At 63.4% G+C, this 23,297-nt stretch carries 12 protein-coding genes; 8 read left to right on the forward strand and 4 right to left on the reverse strand.

Annotated features, from left to right (window positions below):
• Window position 1 precedes the first annotated feature (1 nt).
• Window positions 2-646: a YceH family protein gene (locus tag UB48_RS05085; RefSeq protein ID WP_045194583.1), complete on the forward strand. Its 645-nt coding sequence runs from the start codon at window positions 2-4 to the stop codon at window positions 644-646.
• Window positions 647-751: 105 nt separating this feature from the next.
• Here the strand turns inward: UB48_RS05085 and UB48_RS05090 are convergent, their stop codons facing one another.
• Window positions 752-1,570: a shikimate 5-dehydrogenase gene (locus UB48_RS05090; protein ID WP_045194586.1), complete on the reverse strand. Its 819-nt coding sequence runs from the start codon at window positions 1,568-1,570 to the stop codon at window positions 752-754.
• A gap of 666 nt (window positions 1,571-2,236) precedes the next feature.
• Between UB48_RS05090 and pbpG the strand changes: the two genes are divergently transcribed.
• Window positions 2,237-3,160 carry a D-alanyl-D-alanine endopeptidase gene (pbpG, locus tag UB48_RS05095; RefSeq protein WP_082075415.1) on the forward strand — a complete coding sequence of 308 codons (924 nt, stop codon included), beginning with the start codon at window positions 2,237-2,239 and terminating at the stop codon, window positions 3,158-3,160.
• Window positions 3,161-3,199: 39 nt separating this feature from the next.
• Here the strand turns inward: pbpG and UB48_RS05100 are convergent, their stop codons facing one another.
• Window positions 3,200-3,649, reverse strand: coding sequence for a hypothetical protein (locus UB48_RS05100; protein WP_045194588.1), 450 nt, complete (start codon window positions 3,647-3,649; stop codon window positions 3,200-3,202).
• A 186-nt stretch (window positions 3,650-3,835) separates the two neighbouring features.
• On the opposite strand from UB48_RS05100, the gene pvdM reads away from it, so the two are divergent.
• The 6 genes from pvdM to UB48_RS05130 all read left to right on the forward strand — a co-directional run bounded on the left by pvdM (window position 3,836) and on the right by UB48_RS05130 (window position 13,026).
• Entirely contained in the window at window positions 3,836-5,185 is a 1,350-nt protein-coding gene (gene pvdM, locus UB48_RS05105; protein WP_045194590.1) for a pyoverdine-tailoring dipeptidase-like protein PvdM, read from the forward strand.
• Between the two features lie 17 nt (window positions 5,186-5,202).
• On the forward strand, window positions 5,203-6,474 hold the full coding sequence (locus tag UB48_RS05110) for an aminotransferase class V-fold PLP-dependent enzyme (protein ID WP_045194592.1): 1,272 nt from the start codon (window positions 5,203-5,205) through the stop codon (window positions 6,472-6,474).
• Between the two features lie 12 nt (window positions 6,475-6,486).
• Window positions 6,487-7,350 carry a formylglycine-generating enzyme family protein gene (locus UB48_RS05115; protein WP_045194593.1) on the forward strand — a complete coding sequence of 288 codons (864 nt, stop codon included), beginning with the start codon at window positions 6,487-6,489 and terminating at the stop codon, window positions 7,348-7,350.
• 112 nt (window positions 7,351-7,462) lie between these two features.
• A complete protein-coding gene (locus UB48_RS05120; protein WP_045194596.1) occupies window positions 7,463-8,809 on the forward strand; it encodes a lysine N(6)-hydroxylase/L-ornithine N(5)-oxygenase family protein in 1,347 nt (448 codons plus the stop codon).
• A gap of 14 nt (window positions 8,810-8,823) precedes the next feature.
• Window positions 8,824-10,473 (forward strand): cyclic peptide export ABC transporter, encoded by a 1,650-nt coding sequence (locus tag UB48_RS05125; protein ID WP_045194598.1) that lies wholly within the window; start codon window positions 8,824-8,826, stop codon window positions 10,471-10,473.
• A 93-nt stretch (window positions 10,474-10,566) separates the two neighbouring features.
• Entirely contained in the window at window positions 10,567-13,026 is a 2,460-nt protein-coding gene (locus UB48_RS05130) for a TonB-dependent siderophore receptor (protein WP_052676483.1), read from the forward strand.
• 75 nt (window positions 13,027-13,101) lie between these two features.
• Here UB48_RS05130 and UB48_RS05135 read toward each other — a convergent pair whose 3' ends face one another.
• A complete protein-coding gene (locus UB48_RS05135) occupies window positions 13,102-14,061 on the reverse strand; it encodes an alpha/beta hydrolase (RefSeq protein WP_045194601.1) in 960 nt (319 codons plus the stop codon).
• Window positions 14,062-14,126: 65 nt separating this feature from the next.
• Window positions 14,127-23,240 (reverse strand): non-ribosomal peptide synthetase, encoded by a 9,114-nt coding sequence (locus tag UB48_RS05140; protein WP_275558901.1) that lies wholly within the window; start codon window positions 23,238-23,240, stop codon window positions 14,127-14,129.
• Window positions 23,241-23,297: the final 57 nt, after the last annotated feature.

Below are 23,297 nucleotides of genomic sequence, written 5' to 3' on the forward strand. Positions count from 1 at the left end.
CATGTCCGCCGAACACGAAACCGCTTCCGACGCCCGCTTCACCAGCACCGAGATCCGCGTGCTCGGCTCGCTGATCGAAAAACAGGCCACCAGCCCGGAAACCTACCCGCTGACCCTCAACGCCCTGGTGCTGGCCTGCAACCAGAAGACCAGCCGTGAACCGGTCACCAACCTCAGCCAGGGCCAGGTTGGCCAGGCCCTGCGCGCGCTCGAAGGCCAGGGCCTGACCCGCCTGCAGATGGGCAGCCGCGCCGACCGCTGGGAGCAGCGCGTGGACAAGGCCCTGGAGCTGGTGCCGGCGCAGGTAACGCTGCTGGGGCTGATGTTCCTGCGCGGGCCGCAAACGGTTAACGAACTGCTGACCCGCAGCAGCCGCATGCATGAGTTCGAAGATGCCGAACAGGTGGTGCACCAGCTTGAGCGCCTGATCGCCCGCGGCTTTGCCCTGCACCTGCCGCGCCAGGCCGGGCAGCGTGAAGATCGCTACACCCATGCGCTGGGCGATCCGGCCGAGATCGAGGCGATTCTGGCGGCGCGCCAGCAAGGGCCGGAGCGTTCGGCCGGTGGCGCGGTGTCGCTGGAGCGGATCGAAGCGCTGGAGGCACGGATTGCGGCGCTGGAAGAGCGCCTGGCGCAGTTCGAGTAACCCCGGGGCTGCTCTGCAGCCCATCGCTGGCAAGCCAGCTCCCACAATAGATCTGCATGCACAGGACCTGTGGGAGCGGGCTTGCCCCGCGATAGGTTTTACCCTTCAGCCGCGGGCAAACGCCACTGCCCGCGCCACCTGCTCCGCCGTTGGCCGTACCCCGGTGTACAGCACGAACTGCTCCAGCGCCTGCAAGGCAATCACCTCCAGCCCGGTAATCACCGGTATACCCAGACGCTGGGCTTCGACGATCAACGGCGTCAGCGCCGGCATCGCCACCACATCGAATACCCGCTGCGCCGCCGCTATCGCCTCGGGGGCGAAGGCCAACTGTTCGGCTTCAACCCCACCGGCCATGCCGATCGGCGTGACATTGACCAGCATCGGCGGGCACAGGTCGCCCAGCTCTGCCTGCCAGCGATAGCCGCAACTGTCGGCCAGTTGCCGCCCGGCTTGTTCATTGCGGGCAACGATGATGCCCTGGCTAAAGCCGGCATCGCGCAGGGCACTGGCCACCGCCTTGGCCATGCCGCCGCTGCCGCGCAGGGCAAACGCCGTCGACGGGTCCACCTGGTGACGCAGGAGCAAATGGCGCACGGCCAGGTAGTCAGTGTTATAGCCTTCCAGGTGGCCATTGGTATTGACGATGGTGTTGATCGACTCGATGACCGCCGCCGACGGGTCAATGCCGTCGACCAGGGCCAGGCAGGCTTCCTTGTAAGGCATCGACACGCCACAGCCGCGGATGCCCAGGGCACGAATACCGGCAACGGCTGCCGGCAGGTCGTCGGTAGTCATGGCCTTGTAGTAGAAATCCAGATCCAGCTGCTGATACAGATGGTTGTGAAAGCGCACGCCAAAGGTGCCCGGCCGTCCCGCCAACGAGATGCACAGCTGGGTGTCTTTGCCTGGAAATGTTGCCATTGAAATCTCCTCAGGAAACGGGCTGGCACTGCGCCCTCGCCCGCCGCAGACCGCTGATCGGCCCTTACATAACCTTTACTCTGAACCTGTGTGATTTTTTCGGTTCCCGCAGTCTAGTAAATATCCCCGACGTCGGCGTTGTGCTGTGAGGAGTGGCTATCAACCGGCGCGGCTGATGATCACTATCAAGCGCGTTGATTTCAACCACCCGGCACTCGACGCTAAGGTAGGCCCATGACTCACGGGAGGAACCCCAATGGCCCCTATCAACATCATGTCCGTCATCGGCAGCGCCGTCCCCACCTCGCTCAGGGAGTTGGGCTTGCTGGCCTGCTGGTACCTGGTGCGCAATGGCGAAGCGATCTCCGGGCCATAGACCTCCTTGCCGGCCGCCCAGGCCCTCGCCGAGCGTCTCGAGGGCCCCGGCCTGCAAGCCTGAGGCCTGCCCACGTTTTATCGTGCGTTGCTCCGCACAGCCCCTTGCCCCGCCCTTTGGCGGGGCTTTTTATGGGCCGCTGAAAGGCACTTGGATTAAGTTTTTTTCATCTGCACGATAGCGCTGTCCGGGCAATCGACAGCAACTAGGCCATACTCCTAAAATGCAGCGGTTTTTGGGGGAAAACCCTTGCACAGCCAACGACATAACAACTTCTAGTGAGCCTCAACGTGAAAACTTCCCTTTCGATTCTAAGCCTGCTGCTGTTGCTCACAGGTACTGCGACTGTCACGTCGACCGCTGCTGCTCAACCCCCGGCCCAGCAACAACGCGATCCAGCGAAATTGCACCTGGCCTCCGGCAGCGCCCTGCTGATCGATCTGCAAACCAACAAGGTGCTCTACGCCAACAACCCTGACCGGGTGGTGCCGATTGCTTCGGTGACCAAGCTGATGACCGGCATGGTGGTGCTCGACGCCAAGCAGAACATGGACGAGATGCTCACGGTCACCATCGCCCAGAACAAGGAAATGAAAGGGGTGTATTCGCGGGTCAAGCTGGGCAGCCAGCTCAACCGCAAGGACATGCTGCTGATCACCCTGATGTCGTCGGAAAACCGCGCGGCCTCAACCCTGGCGCACAACTACCCGGGCGGCTACAACGCCTTCATCAAGGCGATGAACGCCAAGGCCCGTGCATTAGGCATGAGCCACACCCGTTATGTAGAGCCGACGGGGCTTTCGACCAGCAACGTGTCCACTGCCCGCGACCTCAGCAAGCTGCTGATGGCGGCGCGCAACTACCCGCTACTGAGCAGCTTGAGCACCACCCGCGAGCAGACCGTGGCGTTCAAAAAACCCAACTACACCCTGGGCTTTCGCAACACCGACCACCTGGTCAACAAGAGCAACTGGGACATCAAGCTGACCAAGACCGGCTTCACCAACGATGCCGGCCACTGCCTGGTGTTGTTGACCAAGATGGACAACCGCCCGGTGGCCATGGTGATCCTCGATGCCTTTGGCAAGTACACCCACTTTGCCGACGCCAGCCGCATGCGCCAGTGGCTTGAGACCGGCAGCACCAAGCCGGCCCCGGCAGTAGCCATGCGCTACAAGTCAGAGCGCACGCAGAACCGGCAACTGGCTGACTGAAAACAAAAGGGCCTGTGCATGCACAGGCCCTTTTTCGTTTCAGGCGTTGGTGCTGACCAACGAGCCTGAGCTGCTGCCACCGGCTTCGGTCAGCGCCTTGAGCAGCGTTGCCGTGGCGCTGGCGATCGACGCCGTGGTCGCGCCCACCGCCGATTGCGCGGCAGCAACAGCGGAGGCCTTGAGGATCGGCTCCATGTCGCTGGCCAGGACTTCCTGCAAGCGTTTCTGCTGCTCGGCCAATTGCTTCTGCATTTTCTTGATCATCTCGCGCAATTGCTTGATGTGCGCCGGTTCGTCGCCGGCACTGGCCTCTTCCTTTTCCTTGGCCTCTTCGCTCTTGACGCTTTCACGCAGCTTGGACAGGTCGACGCTGACCGCGCCCGCCGCTTCCATCCCGGCCTGCCTTTCCTGGCCGGTGACGGTGATGCCGGTGTTGATGCCGCTGTTCAATGGAGTCCCGTTGATTGATACGGCGCTAAAACCTGCCATGTTTCTATCGTCCTGATGGTATTGGGGTTAACCCGGCTATCGGCCGCAGACGCTGAAACTTGAACCCGGCGCCCGCCCGGATAAATTTGCCCGCACGCCACTCGTCCCTCCTGATACCCAAGCTTTGCCCCCGGCACGCCTGTGCACCGGGCAAACCGTTCCGATCAGCCTAACGTCGAGATGGCAATGACCACATCCCGTTCCCGCAAAGCCCTCTACATCGGCCTGCCCCTGGCCCTGGCAGTGGCCGCTGCCAGCGCCGGCTACCTGTACTTCAAATCCCAGCACGGCTACCCGCGCCCGATCGTCGAACAGGCCAATGCCCTGCACGAGCACATGCTGTCGTTCGACAGCCATGTCACTGTGCCGCTGGACTTCGGTAGCGCCGGCAACGAGATCGACAAGGACGGCCACGGCCAGTTCGATCTGGTCAAGGCCGGGCAAGGGCGTTTGTCGGGTGCGGCGTTGACCATTTTCGGCTGGCCGGAGCTGTGGAACGGCGCCAATGCCCCGCACCGCCCGACCCCGGGCTTTGTCGATGAAGCCCGGCACCAGCAGGAGGTGCGCTACAAGATCATCAGCAACATGGTCCGCGACTTCCCCAACCAGGTCGGCATTGCCTATACCCCGGATGATTTCCGGCGCCTCAATGGCGAAGGCAAGTTCGCCGTGTTCATCAGCATGCTCAACGCCTACCCGCTGGGCCACGACCTGTCACAGCTGGACCTGTGGGCCAAGCGCGGCATGCGCATGTTCGGCTTCAGCTACACCGGCAACAACGATTGGGCCGACTCCTCGCGCCCGCTGCCGTTCTTCAACGACACCGCCGACGCCCTCGGCGGCTTGTCGCCACTGGGCGAGCAGGCGGTCAAGCGCCTCAACGCGCTGGGGGTGATCATCGATGTGTCGCAGATGTCGACCCTGGCCCTGGAGGACGTCGCACGCCTGAGCCAGGCGCCGTTCGTGGCCTCGCATTCGGCGCCGCGGGCGCTGGTGGATATTCCGCGCAACCTCAGCGACAAGGAAATGCAGCTGATCAAGGACAGCGGCGGCGTCATCCAGGTGGTCGGTTTCGGCCAGTACCTCAAACCGCTGAGCAAGCCGACCCTGGACAAGCTCGAAGCCCTGCGCGTGCGCTTCGACCTGCAACCGCTGCAAGGCCTGGCCAACGCCCTGATGCCCGGCGACGCGGTAATCGCCATCTGGCCCGAGGCACGCTTTGGCGAGTACGCCAGCAGCCTCTACGGCATCCTCGATCAAGAACCCAAAGCCACCCTCAAGGACTTTGTCGATGCCATCGACTACACGGTGAAGAAGGTCGGCATCGACCACGTTGGCATCAGCTCCGACTTCAACGACGGCGGCGGCCTGGAGGGTTTCAAGGATGTCAGCGAAATCCGCAACGTCACCGCCGAACTGCTCACCCGCGGTTACTCCGAGGCCGACATCGGCAAGCTGTGGGCCGGCAACTTCCTGCGGGTGTGGGCGCAGGTGCAAAAAACTGCCCAGCCCGTTGCCGCCACCGCCACCCCTTGAGCCGGAAGCCGCCCGCCATGACAGATCGCCGTACCTTTCTCAAGCAGGCCGGCCTGCTCGCCGCCAGCCTGCCGTTGCTACCCGAGGCGCTGGCCACCCCGACCGCGCCGCTGAGCGGCAGCGACAAATGGCGCAACCTGCGCCAGCTGTTCCCCCTGGATCCGGACTACGCCCACTTTGCCAATTTCCTGGTCACTGCCCACCCGCGCCCGGTGCAGGAAGCCATCGATTACTACCGCGCTGAAGTCGACCACAACCCGGCCAGCCGCATGGACTGGGAGAGCCAGTACGAATGGCAGCGTGAAGGCGAGGTCCGCCAGTGGGCGGCGCGCTACCTGCAAGTCAGGCCCCGGCAGATCGCCCTGACCGGCAGCACCACCGAGGGCCTGGGGATGATCTACGGGCGCTTGCAAGTCAGCCCGCAGCAGGAAATCCTCACCACCGAACACGAGCACTATTCCACAAACCGCACCCTGGCCTTCCGTCAGCGCCACGAAGGCACCCAGGTGCGCAAGCTGCGCCTGTTCAGCCAGCCCTGGGGAATTTCCACCGACCAGGTGCTGAGCACGATCGACCAGGCCATCACCCCCAACACCCGGGTGCTGGGCATGACCTGGGTGCACTCGGGCAGCGGCGTAAAGCTGCCGGTCGGGCAGATCGGCGAACTGGTGCGCCGGCACAACCGTGACCGCGATGAAAACCAGCGGATCATTTACGTGGTCGACGGCGTGCATGGCTTCGGTGTCGAGAACAGCACCTTCGCCGACTTCAACTGCGACTACTTCATCGCCGGCACCCATAAATGGATGTTCGGCCCGCGTGGTACCGGGATCATCTGCGCCGCCTCGGAGAAGATGCAGCACCTGACCCCGACCTTCGCCACCTTCTCCGAGGACGAAGATTTCGCCACCATCATGACCCCCGGCGGCTACCACGCCTTCGAGCACCGCTGGGCACTGGGCAAGGCCTTCGAGCTGCACCTGCAACTGGGCAAGGCCGATGTCCAGGCGCGCATCCACCAGCTCAACGACCTGCTCAAGCAGCGGCTCAAAGAGCACAAGGCCATCGAACTGGTCACCCCGCTCAGCAGCGAACACTCGGCGGGCTTCACCTTCTTCAGGGTCAAGGAACGCAACGCCGATGCCATCGCCGCCTACTTGGTGCAGAACCGGGTAATGGTCGACGCCGTGTCGCGCGACGTCGGCCCGGTGATTCGCTTCGCTCCGGGCCTGCTCAACAACGAGCAGGAAATCGATCGGGCCATGGCCCTGCTGATCAAAAAACTCTGAAAAGGCCTTCGCATGTCTTCACCACTGCTCTACCCGCTATCCGTACTCGCGCTGCTGACCAGCATCGCCAGCGCCCAGGCCGCCGACGCGGTACAACCGGGCAAGGTCTTTCGCGACTGTAAAAGCAGCTGCCCGGAAATGGTCATGCTGCCGGCCGGCCGTTACACCATGGGCACCCCGGACGACGAAGTCGGCCGTCAGCCCGACGAAGGCCCGCAACACACCGTGACTTTCGCCAAGCCGTTCGCGGTCAGCCGCTACCAGGTAACTGCCGGTGAATGGGACGCCTACCTGCGCGAGTCCGGGGCCAAGATTGCCGACGGCGACACCCGCCCGGGCCGCGAGTGCAAGGCCAGCAAGCCGCGCTACCAGCAAGGCCCGCGACAACCGGCGGTGTGCATGAGCTATCACGATGCCCAGGCCTATGCCGACTGGCTGACGAAAAAGACCGGCAAGCGCTACCAGTTGATCAGCGAAGCACAGCGCGAATACGCCGCACGCGCCGGCAGCAACGGGCCGTTCCCGTTCGACATGGACCCGGACGGCGACTACCAGATCAGCCGCAACGCCAACGTCTACGGGCCCAGGGATGGCTTCAGTTTCAGCTCGCCGGTGGGCAGCTACCCGGCCAACGCCTTTGGTGTGTACGACATGCACGGCAACGTCTACGAATGGGTCGCCGACTGTTATCACGACAGCTACGAAGGCGCCCCGAACGACGGCAGTGCCTGGCAGCAGGCCGACTGCAAGGTGGTGGTGATTCGTGGCAACGACTGGGGCGAGGCGCCGATTTTCTCGCGCTCCGGCAACCGCAACGCCAACCTGCCAGGCAACCGCGGAGACTGGATTGGCGTACGCCTGGTCCGCGAACCCTGACGGGCCAACGGCGCTAAATTGTCCCGCAAGCCACTCGTCCTATCGTTGTAATCCCCAAGCCCCGGGGGCCGCCTTCGAGGCTATCGGCCCCGACACTGAAGGAACCGATAGCATGAGCCAGATCCATTTCCCCCAGAAGGTCCACGACCTCGTCGGCGTGGGCTTCGGCCCTTCCAATCTGGCCCTGGCCATTGCCCTGGAAGAGCTCGCGCAAACCAATGGTCACGCGCTGGATGCGCTGTTCATCGACAAGCAGCTGGACTACCGCTGGCACGGCAACACCCTGGCGACCCAGAGCGAACTGCAAATCTCCTTTCTCAAGGACCTGGTCTCGCTGCGCAACCCCACCAGCCCCTACAGCTTCGTCAATTACCTGCACCAGAAGCAGCGCCTGGTCGACTTCATCAACCTCGGCACCTTCTATCCCTGCCGCCTGGAGTACAACGACTACCTGCGCTGGGCCGCCGAGCACTTCGCCACGCAGGCCAGCTACGGCGAAGAAGTACTGCGCATTGAGCCGGTGCTCGACAGCGGCCGGATCCGCCACCTGAAGGTCATTTCGCGTGACGCACAGGGCCAGGAGCATGGCCGCCTGACCCGCTCGGTGGTCGTCGGCAGTGGCGGCACACCGAAAGTCCCCGGCATCTTTGCGGCCTTCAAGGACGACCCGCGAGTCTTCCACCATTCTCGCTACCTCAGCAGCCTGGCCGGCTTGCCCTGCACCGAAGGCAAACCCATGCGCATTGCGATCATCGGCTCGGGGCAAAGCGCCGCGGAAGCCTTCATCGATCTGAACGACAGCTTTGCGTCGGTCAAGGTCGACATGATCGTGCGCGCCTCGGCGCTCAAGCCGGCCGACGATAGCCCCTTCGTCAACGAAGTCTTCGCCCCTGTGTACACCGACCTGGTGTTCAACCAGAGCAGCCCGGAGCGCAAGAAGCTGATTGATGAATATCACAACACCAACTACTCGGTCGTTGATATCGACCTGCTCGAGCGCATCTACGGCATCCTCTATCGCCAGAAGGTCGCCCATCAGTTCCGTCACGCCGTGCTCTGCCGCCGCCAGGTGCAGGCGGCCACTGCCACCGCCGATGGCATCGAGCTGACCCTGGAAGACCTCTCGACCGGGCAACAGCAGACCCATCGTTACGATGCCGTGATCCTCGCCACTGGCTACGAGCGACGCTCGCACCGCGAACTGCTGGCACCGCTACAAGACTACCTGGAGGACTACAGCGTCGGCCGCGACTACCGCGCCCTGGCCAGTAGCGACCTGCAGGCCGCGGTGTACTTGCAGGGTTTCTGTGAAGCCACCCATGGCCTGAGCGATACCTTGCTCTCGGTGCTGCCGATTCGCGCGGCCGAAATTGGCCAGTCGCTGTACGACACCCTGGGCAAGCAGGCAGTACCTGCTTTTGCCACTTCCCATGCGCCGACTGCGCTGACCAGCGCCTGAGCCAGGAACCCTTCATGAGCAAGCAATACCGTGGCGCAATGCGCGAGCTGTTGGCGCTGTTGCGCCCTTTCTGGCCGCAGGTGGTCGTGTCGATTGTCCTGGGCATGATCGGTGGCTTGAGTGTCACTGCCTTGCTGGCGACCATCAACGATGGCCTGCACAGCCCGCAAGGCCTTGGCCCGTCGCTGATTGCCAGTTTTGCCGGGCTGTGTGTGGTGGCGTTACTGAGCTCGATTCTGTCCGATATCGGCAGCAACCGCATCGGTCAGAAGATCATCGCCAACCTGCGCAAGGAGCTGGGGGAAAAGGTCCTCAGCGCCCCGATCGGGCAGATCGAACGCTACCGCAGCCATCGCTTGATTCCGGTGCTGACCCACGACATCGATACCATCAGCTCGTTCGCCTTCGCCTTTGCGCCCCTGGCCATTTCCCTGACCGTGACCCTGGGCTGCCTGGGTTACCTGGCAATGCTGTCCTGGCCAATGTTTGTCATGATGCTGCTGGCAATCGGCATCGGCACGGTGATCCAGTACGTGGCCAGGGCTCGTGGCATCAAGGGCTTCATGGCCGCTCGCGAAGCCGAGGATGAACTGCAGAAACACTACAGTGCGATCGCCGAGGGCGCCAAGGAGCTGCGCATCCACCGCCCCCGGCGCCAGCGCATGTTCGTCGCGGGGATACAAAAGGTTGCCGAGCATATCTGCAATACCCAGATTCGCTCGATCAATACTTTCGTGATTGCCAAAAGCCTCGGCTCGATGCTGTTCTTCGTGGTCATCGGCCTGGCCCTGGCCCTGCAGTCGTTCTGGCCGAGCGCCGACAAAGCGGTAATGAGTGGCTTCGTGCTGGTGTTGCTGTACATGAAGGGGCCGCTGGAGCATCTGGTCAGCACCCTGCCCATAGTCAGCCGGGCGCAGATCGCCTTTCGCCGGATCGCCGAGTTGTCCGAGCAGTTTTCATCGCCCGAGCCGCACCTGCTGCTCAGCGACCAGGGCGCGCCGACAGTGAGCGTCGAGCGCCTGCAACTGCTTGATGTCTGTCACAGCTACCCGACCCGGGACGGCTGCGCGCCCTTTCACCTGGGGCCGCTCAACCTGGATATCCGCCAGGGCGACATTGTCTTCATCGTCGGCGAAAACGGCTGCGGCAAGACCACGCTGATCAAGCTGTTACTGGGGCTCTACCCGCCACAGCAAGGCCAGATCCGCCTCAACGGCGAGGTCATCGACGATCGCGCCCGCGATGACTACCGGCAGCTCTTCACCACCATTTTTGCTGACTATTACCTGTTCGACGACCTGGTCAACGACGGCCTGCAGGTACCTGCCCAGGCCTCGCAATACCTGGAACGCCTGGAGATCGCTCACAAAGTCAGTATCCGTGACGGCGCCTTCAGCACCACCGACCTGTCGACCGGGCAACGCAAGCGCCTGGCACTGGTCAATGCCTGGATCGAAGAGCGCCCGGTGCTGGTGTTCGATGAATGGGCCGCCGACCAGGACCCGACGTTCCGGCGCATTTTCTACACCGAGCTGTTGCCCGACCTCAAGCGCCTGGGCAAGACCATCATCGTCATTTCCCACGACGACCGTTACTTCGATATCGCCGATCAACTGATCCGGATGAAGAACGGACAAGTCGTGGCCGAACGTGCCATGGCTTGAAAAAGAAAAAAGTTTTCCGGATTTGGCCTGCTAGAGCGTCTTACAAAAAATACTAATCATTCTCACTTGTTTGCCTTCGCGCTGGAGCCTCCGTTGACCACTGCATACCGCTTGCCACCCTTCACCAGGGCTTTGCTGATTCGTCGGACTTTAACCAGGCCACTGGCACTGAGCAGCCTGGTCGGCCTCAGCGCCCTGGCTGTCACTGCCCAGGCCCATGCGCAGATGGTCGCGTTTGCAATTCCAGCGCAATCGCTGGCCAGCGCCCTGCAGGCGTTCGGCACCCAGGCCAACATCCAGATTCTCTACAGCCCCGACGACGTCGCCGGGCTTAGAAGCCGCGCACTGAACGGCACCAAGGAGCCTGCCCAGGCGATTGCCGAACTGCTCGGCGGGACCAGCGTGCGCTACAACCTGCAAGGCGATGTGCTGACCATCCATGGCAACAAGGGCGGCGCCGACCTGACCCTGGATGCCACCACGGTCAACAGCTCATCCCTGGGCCTTACCACTGAGGGCACCGGGTCCTACACCACCGGTGAAACCAGTACGGCGACCAAGATGAACCTGTCGCTGCGCAAGACCCCGCAGTCTGTCAGCGTAATCACCCGTCAGCAGATCGAAGACCAAGGGCTGTTGAGCATCGCCGATGTGCTCAACCAGACGCCCGGGGTGACGGTCAGCCAGGACAATACCGAGGTCAATACCTTTTATTCCCGGGGCTTTGAGATTTCCAACTTTCAGTTCGACGGCCTGCCCAGCCTCAGCACCAATGCCCCGTTGCGCGACAACTACGGTTTGATCGGCACCGCCATTTACGACCGTATCGAGATCCTGCGCGGCTCGGCCGGCTTGCTCAATGGCACCGGCTACCCGTCGGGCGTGGTCAACTTCGTGCGCAAAAAACCGACCGCGCAGTTCCAGGGGCATGTGACCGCCGGCGCGGGCAGCTGGGACCAGTACCGCACCGAAGTCGACCTGTCCGGCCCGTTGACCGACAGCAAGCATATTCGTGGCCGGATGGTGGCTGCCACTCAGGATGAAAAAAGCTACATCGACTACCTGCGTCGTGAAGACCACGTGTTCTACGGCATCATCGAGGCCGACCTGTCCGACAGCACCACCTTCGCTTTCGGCATGGACTATCAGAAAGGCAATGCCGACGGCTCGACCAACTCCAACCTGCCGGCGTTCTACACCAACGGCGCGACGGTCAAGCCGTCGCGTTCGACCAACTCCGGGGCAAAATGGTCGTACAGCAACACCGAAACCCAACGCTACTTCGCCAACATCGAACACCATTTTGAAAATGACTGGCTGCTCAAGGTCGAGACCAATTTCCGCCGCTATGACGTCGACAACCTCACCGCCACCGCCAACGGCCAGATCGACGCGGTCACCCACTCGGCCAACGCCTTTACCAGCAAGTACTACTCGACCTCCAAGGAAGTCGACGTAGCGGCTTATGCCACCGGCCCTTTCCAGCTGTTCGGGCGCACCCATGAAATGGTCATGGGCCTGAACTGGGCACGCAACGAAAACGAATCCGGTACCCATTCGTTCGGCAGTTACAAGATCGATGACTTTTTCAACTGGGACAACAATCCGGTCAAGCCCAGCAAACTGCTGTTCACCGTGCCTTACGACACCGTTGCCCGTGAGCGTGCCGGGTACTTTGCGACCATCCTCAAACCGACGGACCGGCTGAACGTGATTCTCGGTTCACGGGTGACCGACCACTACTGGAACCAGGATGGTTTCAACCCGTTGCTGCCCAACCCCAACACCCATTACAACTCCCGCGAAAGTGGCGTGGTCACCCCCTACGCGGGCATCACCTATGACCTGGACGACTACCACACTGTTTACGCAAGCTACGCCGATATCTTCAAACCGCAACCGTTCAACCCCGATCGCAACGGCACGCCGCTGGAGCCACTGACCGGTGAAAGCTACGAAGTGGGGATCAAGGGCGAATACTACGAGGGCCGCCTGAACGCCAGCCTCGCGCTGTTCACCTCCAAGCAGGACAACGTCGCCGAAGCCGACGGCCTGCGTGTGGACATTCCCAACGCCACGGCTTACAAGGCGGTGTCAGGCGCTACCACCAAAGGCTTTGAAATCGAAGTCTCGGGTGAACTGCTTCCCGACTGGAATGTTCATGGTGGCTACACCTACCGCACCTCCGAAGACAAGGACGGCAACAAGGTCAGCACCACCCAGCCTGAACAGATCGCCCGGTTCGCAACCACCTATCGCCTGCCCGGCCTGCTCAACCGCATGACAGTGGGCGGCAACGTCTCGTGGCAGAGCAATATCTACTACGACACCACCCTGGGCTTTGGCCCCGGCGCAATCCCCGCCCGCTTCGACCAGAAGGGCTACACCCTGGTCGGCCTGCTGGCCGGTTACGATTTCAGTGACAACCTGCGCGGCAACATCAACCTCAACAACCTGACCGACCGCAAGTACTTCAGCGGCATGGGCTCCTACGGTTCGACCTTCTACGGCGAGCCGCGCAATGTGATGGCCAGCCTCAAGTATTCGTTCTGATCCAGGGCACAGGAAAAAGGGGCACTGAACGTCGGTTCAGTGCCCCTTTTTCATGGCCAGGGTGAAACCTTTGCCTCAACGCTCGAACGCCTGGCGCAGGTCTGCGCATAACTGTGTGTAGATGTCTGTGACCTGGCCAACCACCGAGCCCAGGCGCAAAAAGTCATGGGTCAGGCCGGGGTATTCCCTGAGCGTTACAGGTACGCCCTGCTCCTGCAGCCGGCGTGCATAGGCCCGGCCCTCATCAAGCAGCGGATCAAGCCCGGCCAGGGCAATGCAGGCGGGGGCAACGTTGCTCAGCTTATCTGTCAGCAACGGCGAAAAGCGCCAGTCACAGCGGTCTTGCGCAGCACTCTGGTAGTGCTGGTAGAACCACTCCAGCGTCTGGCTCTCGAGCAAGTAGCCTTCGGCGAACAGCTCCATGGAGGCGCTGCGCCGGGAGGCATCCGTCACCGGATAACACAGAAGTTGCAAGCGCGGCTGCAGCGCCGCGTCCGGCCCTGCCTGGGCAGCCTGGGTGGCCAACACGGTGGCAATGGTCGCGCCGACACTGTCGCCGGCAAACGCGACCCGGGCAAGGTCCAGCTGCAGGGCCCTGGCCTGGCCGGGCAACCAGGCCAGGACATCCTCGCCATCGAGCAGCGGCTGCGGAAAACGGTGTTCGGGCGCCAACCGGTAACCCACCGACAGCACCGCACATTGGCCGCCTGCGGCAAACTCGCGACAAACGCCATCGTGCGAATCCAGGCTGCCCACCACGTAGCCACCGCCGTGGAAGTACACCAGCAATGGCAAGGCCCCCTCGCATTGCCGGGCACGATACAGGCGCACCGGCACCGCGCCGCCATCGCGGCTGGTGACCGTCAGTTCCTGACAGTCGAGCCGCTGCTCGACGGGCCAGCGCAGTTGCTGGGTAGTCTGCTCGAACGCGGCCCGGGCCTGCTCCGGGGTTTGTTGATGAAAAGGCAGATCGAGCGGGCCGCGGCTTTCCTCGGCCAGGTCGAGGAAATCAGCAAGATCAGGGTGCAAAGACATTTGAGCTTCCTAAACGGTGTATCGAATCGTGCCGGCAAAGGTTTGCCGGCACACAGGTTGACGGCTCAGGCGGCCTGGGCCAGGCAATGGCTGATGATCGCCTGCAGCTCGCGCTGATAGTCGTCCATCAACTGGCGAATGGTTTCACGACGATAGCGCCGGGTACTGAACACACAACGCAAGGCCAGGCGGCCGTCGAACACCTGGCCGACAATCTCCAGCCAGTTGCCCAGCGGCGCTTGCAGGCTGTAGCACGCCCCCACGCTTTGCTCGGCCGGCACCAACAAGGCGCGCTCGTCAAAGCTCTGGTCGAACTGGCCCAGGTAGTTGAACGTCACCCTGGCCTGGGCCAGCCCGGCAAACTGCTGCCTGAGGCTGTTGCCCGCCAGGTAGCGCAACACGCCGTAACCCAGCCCCTTGTCGGGGACTGCCGCCAACTGGCGCTGAACCCCGAGCAGGCTGGCGCGGATGTCATCCTCGGCACCGGGCACCAGGCGTACCGGGTACATGCTGGTGAACCAGCCCAGGCTACGGCTCAAATCCAGCTCGTCGAACAGGTCTTCACGACCGTGACCTTCAAGCTGGATCAACGCCGCATCCTGCCCGGTCCAGCGGCACAGCACGCGACTCAAGGCGGCCAGCAACAGGTCATTGATCTGCGTCTGGTAGACCGCCGGCACCTGGGTCAACAGTTCACTGGTGCGCTGGGCGTCGAGCTCCATGCGCTCTACCGCATGGAAGCCGACCAGGTTCTTGCCGCGGGGGTTATCGCAAGGGAAAGGCTGCCCCGAGTCTTGCAGTTGTTCGAGCCAGTACCCCAGCTCGCGCTCCACCAGCAGCGGCGCTTGTTGTTCAAGACGGGTCGCCCAGGCCTGGTAGCTGCTGGTGCGAATCGGCAACGCTGGGCTGTTGCCCTGGCTGCAAGCCTCGTAGGCCTGTTGCAAATCCTGCAGCAAGATGCGCCAGGACACCGTATCAATCGCCAGGTGGTGAATGACCAGCAGCAAGCGCTGCTCGCCGGCAAAGGTGATATGCAGGGCGCGCATCAATGGCCCTTGCTGCAGGTCCAGGCTACGTTGCACCCGGGCCGTCAAGTCTTCCAGCGCCGCCTCATCGGCCACGCTCACCTGCTCCAGCAGCGGCTTGTCGGCCTGGGCCTGCTGTGGCCGATACGCCTGATACCAACGTTCGCCCTCCTTGGCAAAGCACAAGCGCAAGCCATCATGCTGCTGCACCACAGCCTGCAAAGCCTGCTCCAGCGCCTGCGGCTCGAGTGCCTGGCGCGAGCGCAGCATCAATGCCTGGTTGAAGTGGTGCGCCTCTGGCATGTTCTGGGCGAAGAACCATTCCTGGATCGGCAACAGGCTGAACCGGCCATCGCTGACCAGGTGGCTGAGGTCCTCCTGCTGCGCAGCACCGGCAAAGACCTGCTGATCGAACAGGCCGGCGATGGTCTGGTAGCGCATCAGGTCGCGCAGCTTGAGGTTGATGTCCAGCTGCGGGTGATTACGCACGCGGGAAATGACCTGCAAGCTGAGAATCGAGTCGCCGCCCAGCTCGAAGAAGTTGTCACTGATACCAACCCTGTCGACTTGCAGCACCTCGGCCCAGACCTGGGCCAGCAGGTGCTCCTGCTCGCTGCGCGGGGCAAGGTAGCTATCGGCGCTGAAATCCGGCTCTGGCAAGGCCTTGCGGTCGAGTTTGCCGTTGAGCGAGATCGGCAGTGCCACGAGGCAGATAACCTGTGCCGGGACCATGTAGTCGGGCAGCACCGCGCGCAGACCGCTGAGCAGCGCCGGCCCCTGATCGATGCCGTGCGGGGTGACCGCGTAGGCAATCAAGCGCTTGCCGGCGGCAAAGTCACGGGCAATGACCAGCGCATCGCTGACCCCGGGTTGCTGGCGCAGGCAGGCCTCGACTTCGCCCAGCTCGATGCGAAAGCCGCGAATCTTTACCTGGTGATCGATGCGACCGACGTAGTCGATGATGCCGTCCTCACGCAGGCGCACCAGGTCACCACTGCGGTAGGCCCGGGTTCCTGGCTGGCCGAAAGGGTCCGGTACGAAGCGCTCGGCGGTCAGGCCCGGGCGACGATGGTAGCCTCGGGCGACCCCCTCGCCACCAATGTACAGCTCGCCGGCGAAGCCTGCAGGCAACGGGTTGAGGTCATCGTCCAGGACCTGCAAGGCGCGCAAGCCGACGGCGCGGCCGATCGGTGCATACGCAGCTTCACAGGTCGAATCGGCCGGCACTTTCCATAGCAGCGGGGTGACCACGGTCTCAGTCGGTCCGTAGCCATTGGTGAAGTACTGCGGGCGCAATGCTGCCTTGACCAGCTCGAAGGTCTGTTCGGGTACGGCGTCGCCGCCAAAGCAGTAGATGTTCACCGCAGGCGCAGGCTCGCCACACTGGCGGGCATACTCGGCAACCTGCTTGAGGTAGGCCGGCGGGAAGCAGGCGATGGTGATTGCCTGCTGCCCAAGGGCCTTGAACGTCTGCTCCGGTGTCCACAGTTCGGCGTCGCGAATGACCAGCGCCCCGCCGCTGCCTAGGACGCTCAACCAACGCTCATGGGCACCGTCGAAGGCAAACGACATAAAGTGCAGTTCGCGGGTGCTGGCGTTCATTTCGTAGCGTTCGATAATTGCCTGGCAGTGCATGCTCAAGGGCCCGCGGGTAACCGCCACGCCCTTGGGCTGACCGGTGGAACCGGAGGTGTAGATCAGGTACGCCAGGTTGCGATCATCGCCGCAGGCAAGCGCTGGCCCGACGCGCTGTTCATCGAGCGGCAGTCGATCCATCTCTACCCGTGGCAACAGCGCCGGCAGCGGCAGGCGCCCGAGCAGATCGCTGTGGGTAATGACCAGGGCCATGCCCGAGTCCTCGATCATGTAGGCCAGGCGCTCGCTCGGGTAATCGATGTCCAGCGGCACATACGCCGCGCCGCACTTGAGCACGGCCAGCAGTGCCACGATCATCTGCGGCGAACGCTCCAGGGCCACCCCGAGCAGAACTTCAGGGCCCGCGCCCTGCGCCATCAAGGTCGCGGCCAGGGCATTGCTCTGGCGCTGCAGGGCGGCATAGTCCAGGCGCTGCCCCGCACATTCCAGCGCAATCGCCCCGGGCTGACGCCGGGCTTGTTCGTCAATCAGCTCGACCACCGACAGCGGACGGTACTGCCGCGCCGGCTGTGCCCCCCAGGCCTGCAGTTGCTGCCACTGCGCGGTATCCAGGCGTTGCAGGTTACCCACCCGCTGCAGCGGTGTCTCGAGCATGGCCGTCAGTAGCCCCTCCATGGCGTGACGGATGCCCTCGACGGCCTGCTCGCTGAAGGCACTGCGCAAATGCAGGTATTCGATCGACAGGCTGTCGTTGAGGTGGACGGCCAGGTCCATCGGGAAGTTGGTGACATCGTGATTGCGTGACTCGCCAAAGTGCAGGCCGCTGTCCCGGGCCTCGCCAAGCCGCTCATCGATCGGGTAGTTCTCGAACACGATGATGCTGTCGAACAACGCCTGTCCGCCCATGCCTGCCCAACGCTGGATATCCGCCAGCGGCACATGGGAATGATCGCGCACGTCCAGGTTGTAGGCTTGCAGGTCGCGCAACCAGGCATCCAGCGCTTGTTCCGGCCTGATGCGGTGAATGACTGGCAAGGTATTGATAAACAGGCCCAGCAGGGTGTCGGCATTGGCCAGGCCCTCTGGTCGCCCGGCAACCGTGGCGCCGAACACCACGGTGTCCTGGCGCGTGTAGCGTTGCAACAAGAGCAGCCAGGCGCCCTGAATCAGGGTGTTGGGGGTGATACGCAAGTCACGGCACACCTGCTGCAACCGTGCAGTGCGCGCTGCATCCCAGCGGGTGTACAGCGCCCGGTGACCGGGCTCGCTGCTGCTGTGCCGCGGATGCACCGCCTGGCTCAGCGAAGTCGGCTCGACCAAGGCCTGCAGGCGCTGCTTCCAGAACTGTTCGAGGCCCTTGGCGTCCTGCCCCTGCAGCCAGCCGATGAAGTCGCGAAAGCGCCCGCCTGGCGCCGCAACCTGCGCGCCACAGTAGTGCTGCAGCACTTCTGCGAGCAGACGTGAATTGCTCCAGCCATCCATCAGGATGTGGTGGCTGGTCCAGATCATCCGGTATTGCCCAGGGCCGGTAGCAATCAGCAACAGGCGCAGCAACGGCGCGGCGCCGATATCAAAGCCGCGGGCCCGTTCGGCGCTGGCACATTGCGCGACGCGCTGTTCATCCCAGGGTTGATCCTGCCAGTCGAGGGTCTGTACGTGCAGCTTGACCCGGCGCTGCACGACTTGCAGCGCCGGCGTCTGCCGATCGGGCCAATGAAAGCTGGTACGCAGGGCCTCGTGGCGGTCGATTGCCGCCTGCCAGGCCTGGCAGAATCGCTCGACATCCAGGCCCTGCACCGGCAACTGCACCTGGTTGATGTAAAGCGCCGACTCGTTGTCTTCCAGGGTGTGCAGGAGCATGCCCTGCTGCATCGGCGAGAGCGGGTAGATGTCTTCGATTTCGCCGGCGGCAATCGGCAGTTTGTCAAGCCAGGCCTGCGAAACCTGCGCCAGCGGGAAGTCCGAGGGGGTCACCGCGCCAACGCCCTGATCGCAGCAATGCTCGATCAGACGCTCGAGCTCCTCGCTGTACTGCGCGGCCAGGTGCGCGATCGTCGCCTCATCGAACATGCTGCGGCTGAAGGTCCAGCCTATGCTCAAGGCCGAGTCATACACCTGGCCATTGAGGCTCAACCAGTTGCCCAGCGGCGCGTCCAGGCTGCGCTCAAGCCCTCGGTTTTCAGCGGCGGGAACGAACAGTGCCTGATCGCTGCTGAAACTGGCGTCGAACTGCCCAAGGTAGTTGAAGGTCACCCGCGGCACCGGCAATTGCGCCAGGCTTTCACGCGCCTGCTGATCACCCAGGTAATGCAGCACCCCGTAGCCGATGCCTTTGTCCGGCACCGCCCGCAGTTGCTCCTTGATCCCCTTGAGGGTGTCGCTCCACTGCTCGAAGGCCTGCAACTTGAGCGCAAACATGCTGGTGAACCAACCCAGGGTGCGGGTCAGGTCGACCTCATCGAACAGCTCTTCACGGCCATGGCCTTCAAGCTGGATCAGGCAATGGTCGGCGCCGGTCCAGCGCTGCAACACCCTGGCCAGGGCTGCCAGCAGCAGGTCGTTGATCTGCGTGCGGTAAGCCGCGGGAGCCTGCTGCAACAGCTTGCGCGTCAACTGCGGGCTCAACTGGCTGTACAGCGTCAGCGCATCGCGACTGCGCAGCGTGCCGTCGGCGTGATCCTGGGGCAGCTCGGCGCATGCGCCCTGCAACTGCTGCTGCCAGTAGCCGAGCTGCGCCTGCAGGTTGTCGCCCCGCGCATAGGTTTGCAGACGTTCGGCCCAGGCTTTGACCGAAGTGGTCTTGGCCGGCAAGGCCACTGGCTGGCCTGCCGCCAACTGTGTGTAGGCCTGTTGCAGGTCTTCGAACAGGATGCGCCAGGACACACCATCCACGGCCAGGTGGTGGACCACCAGCAACAGCCGTTGCTGACCGTCGGCCAGGGTCGCCAACAGCGCCCGCAGCAACTGCCCTTGTGCCGGCTGCAGGCTGCGCTGGGCCTCGTCGCAGTCGACTGAAAGCGCGGCCAGGTCGACTGGCGCGGTTTGCCACAGCAGCGGCGCCTGCGCCCAGTGCGCAAGCAGGCGCTCGGGCTGCAGATAGCGCACCTGTTCGGCGCTGAAGCACGAACGCAAGACATCGTGGTGCATCACCAACGCTTGCAGCGCACGCTCCAGCAGGTCGGCCTGCAGCGGCTGCGATGGCTTGAGCAGCACCGACTGGTTCCACTGGTGACGCTGGGGGATGTCACTGGCAAAAAACGCCTGGTGGATCGGCAGCAGCAACGCCGCGCCACTGACCAGGCCCTGGTCCACTGCGTCGCCTTCGCCGACCTCGCGAGACCGGGCGACAGCCGCCAGGCTCTGCACCGTTTGGTGCTGGAACAGCTCTTTGGGGGTGAACACGATGCCCTGGCGCCGCGCGCGGCTGACCAGTTGAATGGACACGATGGAGTCGCCGCCGAGTTCGAAAAAGTTGTCGTTCAGACCCACCCGTTCAACCTTGAGCACCTCTTGCCAAAGCGCCGCCAGCGCCACTTCCACGGCACTGCCCGGGGCTACATAGGCCTGCTGCATCTGCTCTGCATCAGGCAGCGGCAGCGCCCGGCGTTCCAGCTTGCCGTTGGGGCTCAACGGCAGGCTGTCGAGGAACATCAGTTGGCTGGGTACCATGTAGTCGGGCAAGGCCGCCAGCAAGCGCGACCGCAGCAGCTCGCGCGCCTGCGCCTGGCGCTGGCGGTCGTCGCCAGGCCAGTCGCGCCGGGCCGGCACCAGATACGCCACCAGTTGCTGGCCATTGCCAGTGGCAACGGCCAGAACAACCGCCTCGTGGATTTCATCCTGTTCCAGCAAGCGTGCCTCGATCTCGCCCAGCTCAATGCGCAGTCCACGGATTTTTACCTGATGGTCGATCCGCCCGCGGTACTCGATCACCCCGTCACTGCGCTGACGCGCCAGGTCGCCGGTGCGGTACATACGCTCGCCGCTGGCGAACGGGCTGACGACAAACCGTTCGGCGCTCAGGCCCGGGCGGCGATGATAGCCGCGCGCAAGCCCGATACCGGCCAGGTACAGCTCACCCGTTACCCCCACGGGCACCGGCGTCAGCTCATCGTCCAGCACATAGGTGCCAAGGTTGGCAATCGGCTGGCCAATCGGCACGCTGTCGCGGCCTTCGTCGCGACAGGTCCAGTGGGTAACATCGATTGCCGCTTCGGTCGGTCCATACAGGTTGTACAAGGCGGCTTGCGGCAAGCGGCTCAGAACCTGTTGCTGGGCGTCCGCCGGCAACGCCTCGCCACTGCAAATCACTCGGCTCAGCGAGGTGCACAGACCCGCCTGGTCATCGAGCATGAACACCTGCAGCATCGAGGGCACAAAGTGCAACGTGGTTATCTGCTCACGGCGGATGACCTCGATCAGCCGCGCAGGATCCTTGTGATCACCCGGCGCCGCCAGCACCAGGCGTGCCCCCGTCATCAGTGGCCAGAAGAACTCCCACACCGAAACGTCGAAGCTGAACGGCGTCTTCTGCAAGACCCGGTCCTGTTCGCCCAGGCCATAGGCCTGTTGCATCCAGCACAGCCGGTTGGTCAGGGCCAGGTGGCGGTTGGCCGCGCCTTTTGGCTTGCCCGTGGAGCCGGAGGTGTAGATGACATAGGCCAGGTTCTGCGGGTGCGGGTAGCACGCCGGGTTGCTGACAGGCCAGCCATCCTGAGGTTGATCGAGCAGCAGGCATTCGACATCGGCCGGCACCGGCAAGCGCTCACGTACCGATTGTTGGCTCAGCAGCAGGCGCATGCCGCTGTCCTGCATCATGTAGGCCAGGCGCTCCGCGGGATAATCCGGGTCCAGCGGTACATAAGCGCCGCCAGCCTTGAGCACCGCCAGCAGGCCGATAACCATTTCCAGGCTGCGTTCGGCGGCAATACCCACCAGCACATCGGGCCCGACACCTGCGCCCAGCAAGCGGTGTGCCCACTGGTTGGCGACTTCATTGAGCTGGCGGTAACTGAGCTGCGCAGCGCCCAGGACCAGGGCTACCCGGTCGGGTGTGGCGTGCGCCTGTTGTTCGATCAACTGATGCACGCAGCACGCCAAGGGGTAGTCCATCGCCGTGTCGTTCCAGCGCACGACCTGTTGCTGCCACTGATCGCTGTCGAGCAGGGGCATGGCCGCGACGCGCTGATCGGGCTGTTGCACGATCGCCTGCAACAGGCCCAGCCAGTGCGCAGCCATGCGCTCGACGGTCGCGCGTTCAAACAGGTCGCTGGCGTAGGTCAGGCCGGCGGCAAGCCCGCTCGGGCTGTCATGGGTATCGAGCATCAGGTCGAACTGAGCGGTGTGCTTTTCCCACGCCAGCGCCTCGATCATCAGGGGCCCGCCCTGCCCCGCCAGCTGGTGACGCGTGCGCGCGTCGCTCTGGTGGTTGTACATGACCTGGAACAGCGGGCTGTGGCTGAGGCTGCGCTCCGGGCGCAACGCCTCGACCAGTTGTTCGAACGGCAAATCCTGATGAGTCTGGGCATCGAGCACTGTCTGGTGCACGGCCTGCAGCAACTGGCGGAAGGTCAGCTGATCGTCAAAGCAGGCCTTGATCACCTGGGTGTTGACGAAAAAACCGATCAGCCCCTCGGTCTCTACCCGGTTGCGGTTGGCCGAGGGTACCCCGACACGAATCTCGGCCTGGCCACTGTAGCGGTGCAACAACAGCTCGAAGCTGCTCAGCAGCAGGGTGAACAGGGTGACATTCTCCTGCCCGGCGAAACGCTTGAGCGCATCGGCCAGGCCATCGGGCAGGCTCAGCGCCAGCCGCGCACCGCGATAACTCTGCTCAGCCGGACGCGGTCGGTCAGTGGGCAGTTCAAGCAAGGGATGCTCGCTACCCAGCTGCGCAGTCCAGTAGGCCAGTTGCCGTTCACGTTCACCTGCCTCCATCCACTGGCGCTGCCAGAGGGCGTAGTCGGCGTACTGGATCGGTAGCGGCGCCAGGTCCGGGGCCCGGCCCTGGGTGAAGGCGCTGTAGTACTCGATGATCTCGCGCAGCAGGATCTCCATGGACCAACCGTCAGAGACAATATGGTGCTGGATGAGCAGCAGTACGTGTTCATTGGCTTCAAGGCGCAACAGGCAGACGCGCAACAGCGGCCCCTGGCGTAAATCGAACAGCTGGCCGACCTGCTCCTCGACGAAGGCCTTCAGCCGCGCGTCAGAACGCGCCGACGCTGGCTCGTTCGACCAGTCCAGGCAGGTGAAGTCCGCAGTCATGGACGGGTGGACGACCTGCAGGGCCTGCAGGTCGTCGTCGACAAAGGTGGTGCGCAACGCTTCATGGCGCAGATGCAACGCCTCGACACTGCGCTGCAAGGCGCCAAGGTCGAGCTCGCCGCGCAGGCGCAGCGCGAGTGGAATATGGTAGTTGGCGCTGTCTGGCTCCATCTGCCAGAGAAACCACTGGCGCTCCTGCGCATAGGACAACAACAAGGGCTCGTCGGCTTTGCGCTTGAAAATCGGCGCGACATTGAAGAGGTTGATCCCTTTTTGCTTCAGCAGTATCGCCAAGGCTTTGCGTTCCTTCGACGAAAGCGCTCCAACTGCCCCGATCAGCTCTTGCACACC

Origin of the sequence: Pseudomonas sp. 2(2015) (assembly GCF_000955865.1) — a bacterium.
Lineage (GTDB): Bacteria > Pseudomonadota > Gammaproteobacteria > Pseudomonadales > Pseudomonadaceae > Aquipseudomonas.

What these genes read in the sequence shown, in the direction of transcription:
- UB48_RS05125 (WP_045194598.1), top strand. Translation starts at nt 8,824, where the DNA reads ATGAGCAAGCAATACCGTGGCGCAATGCGCGAGCTGTTGGCGCTGTTG.
- UB48_RS05120 (WP_045194596.1), top strand. Translation starts at nt 7,463, where the DNA reads ATGAGCCAGATCCATTTCCCCCAGAAGGTCCACGACCTCGTCGGCGTG.
- UB48_RS05100 (WP_045194588.1), bottom strand. Translation starts at nt 3,649, where the DNA reads ATGGCAGGTTTTAGCGCCGTATCAATCAACGGGACTCCATTGAACAGC.
- UB48_RS05085 (WP_045194583.1), top strand. Translation starts at nt 2, where the DNA reads ATGTCCGCCGAACACGAAACCGCTTCCGACGCCCGCTTCACCAGCACC.
- UB48_RS05135 (WP_045194601.1), bottom strand. Translation starts at nt 14,061, where the DNA reads ATGTCTTTGCACCCTGATCTTGCTGATTTCCTCGACCTGGCCGAGGAA.
- pvdM (WP_045194590.1), top strand. Translation starts at nt 3,836, where the DNA reads ATGACCACATCCCGTTCCCGCAAAGCCCTCTACATCGGCCTGCCCCTG.
- UB48_RS05090 (WP_045194586.1), bottom strand. Translation starts at nt 1,570, where the DNA reads ATGGCAACATTTCCAGGCAAAGACACCCAGCTGTGCATCTCGTTGGCG.
- UB48_RS05115 (WP_045194593.1), top strand. Translation starts at nt 6,487, where the DNA reads ATGTCTTCACCACTGCTCTACCCGCTATCCGTACTCGCGCTGCTGACC.
- UB48_RS05110 (WP_045194592.1), top strand. Translation starts at nt 5,203, where the DNA reads ATGACAGATCGCCGTACCTTTCTCAAGCAGGCCGGCCTGCTCGCCGCC.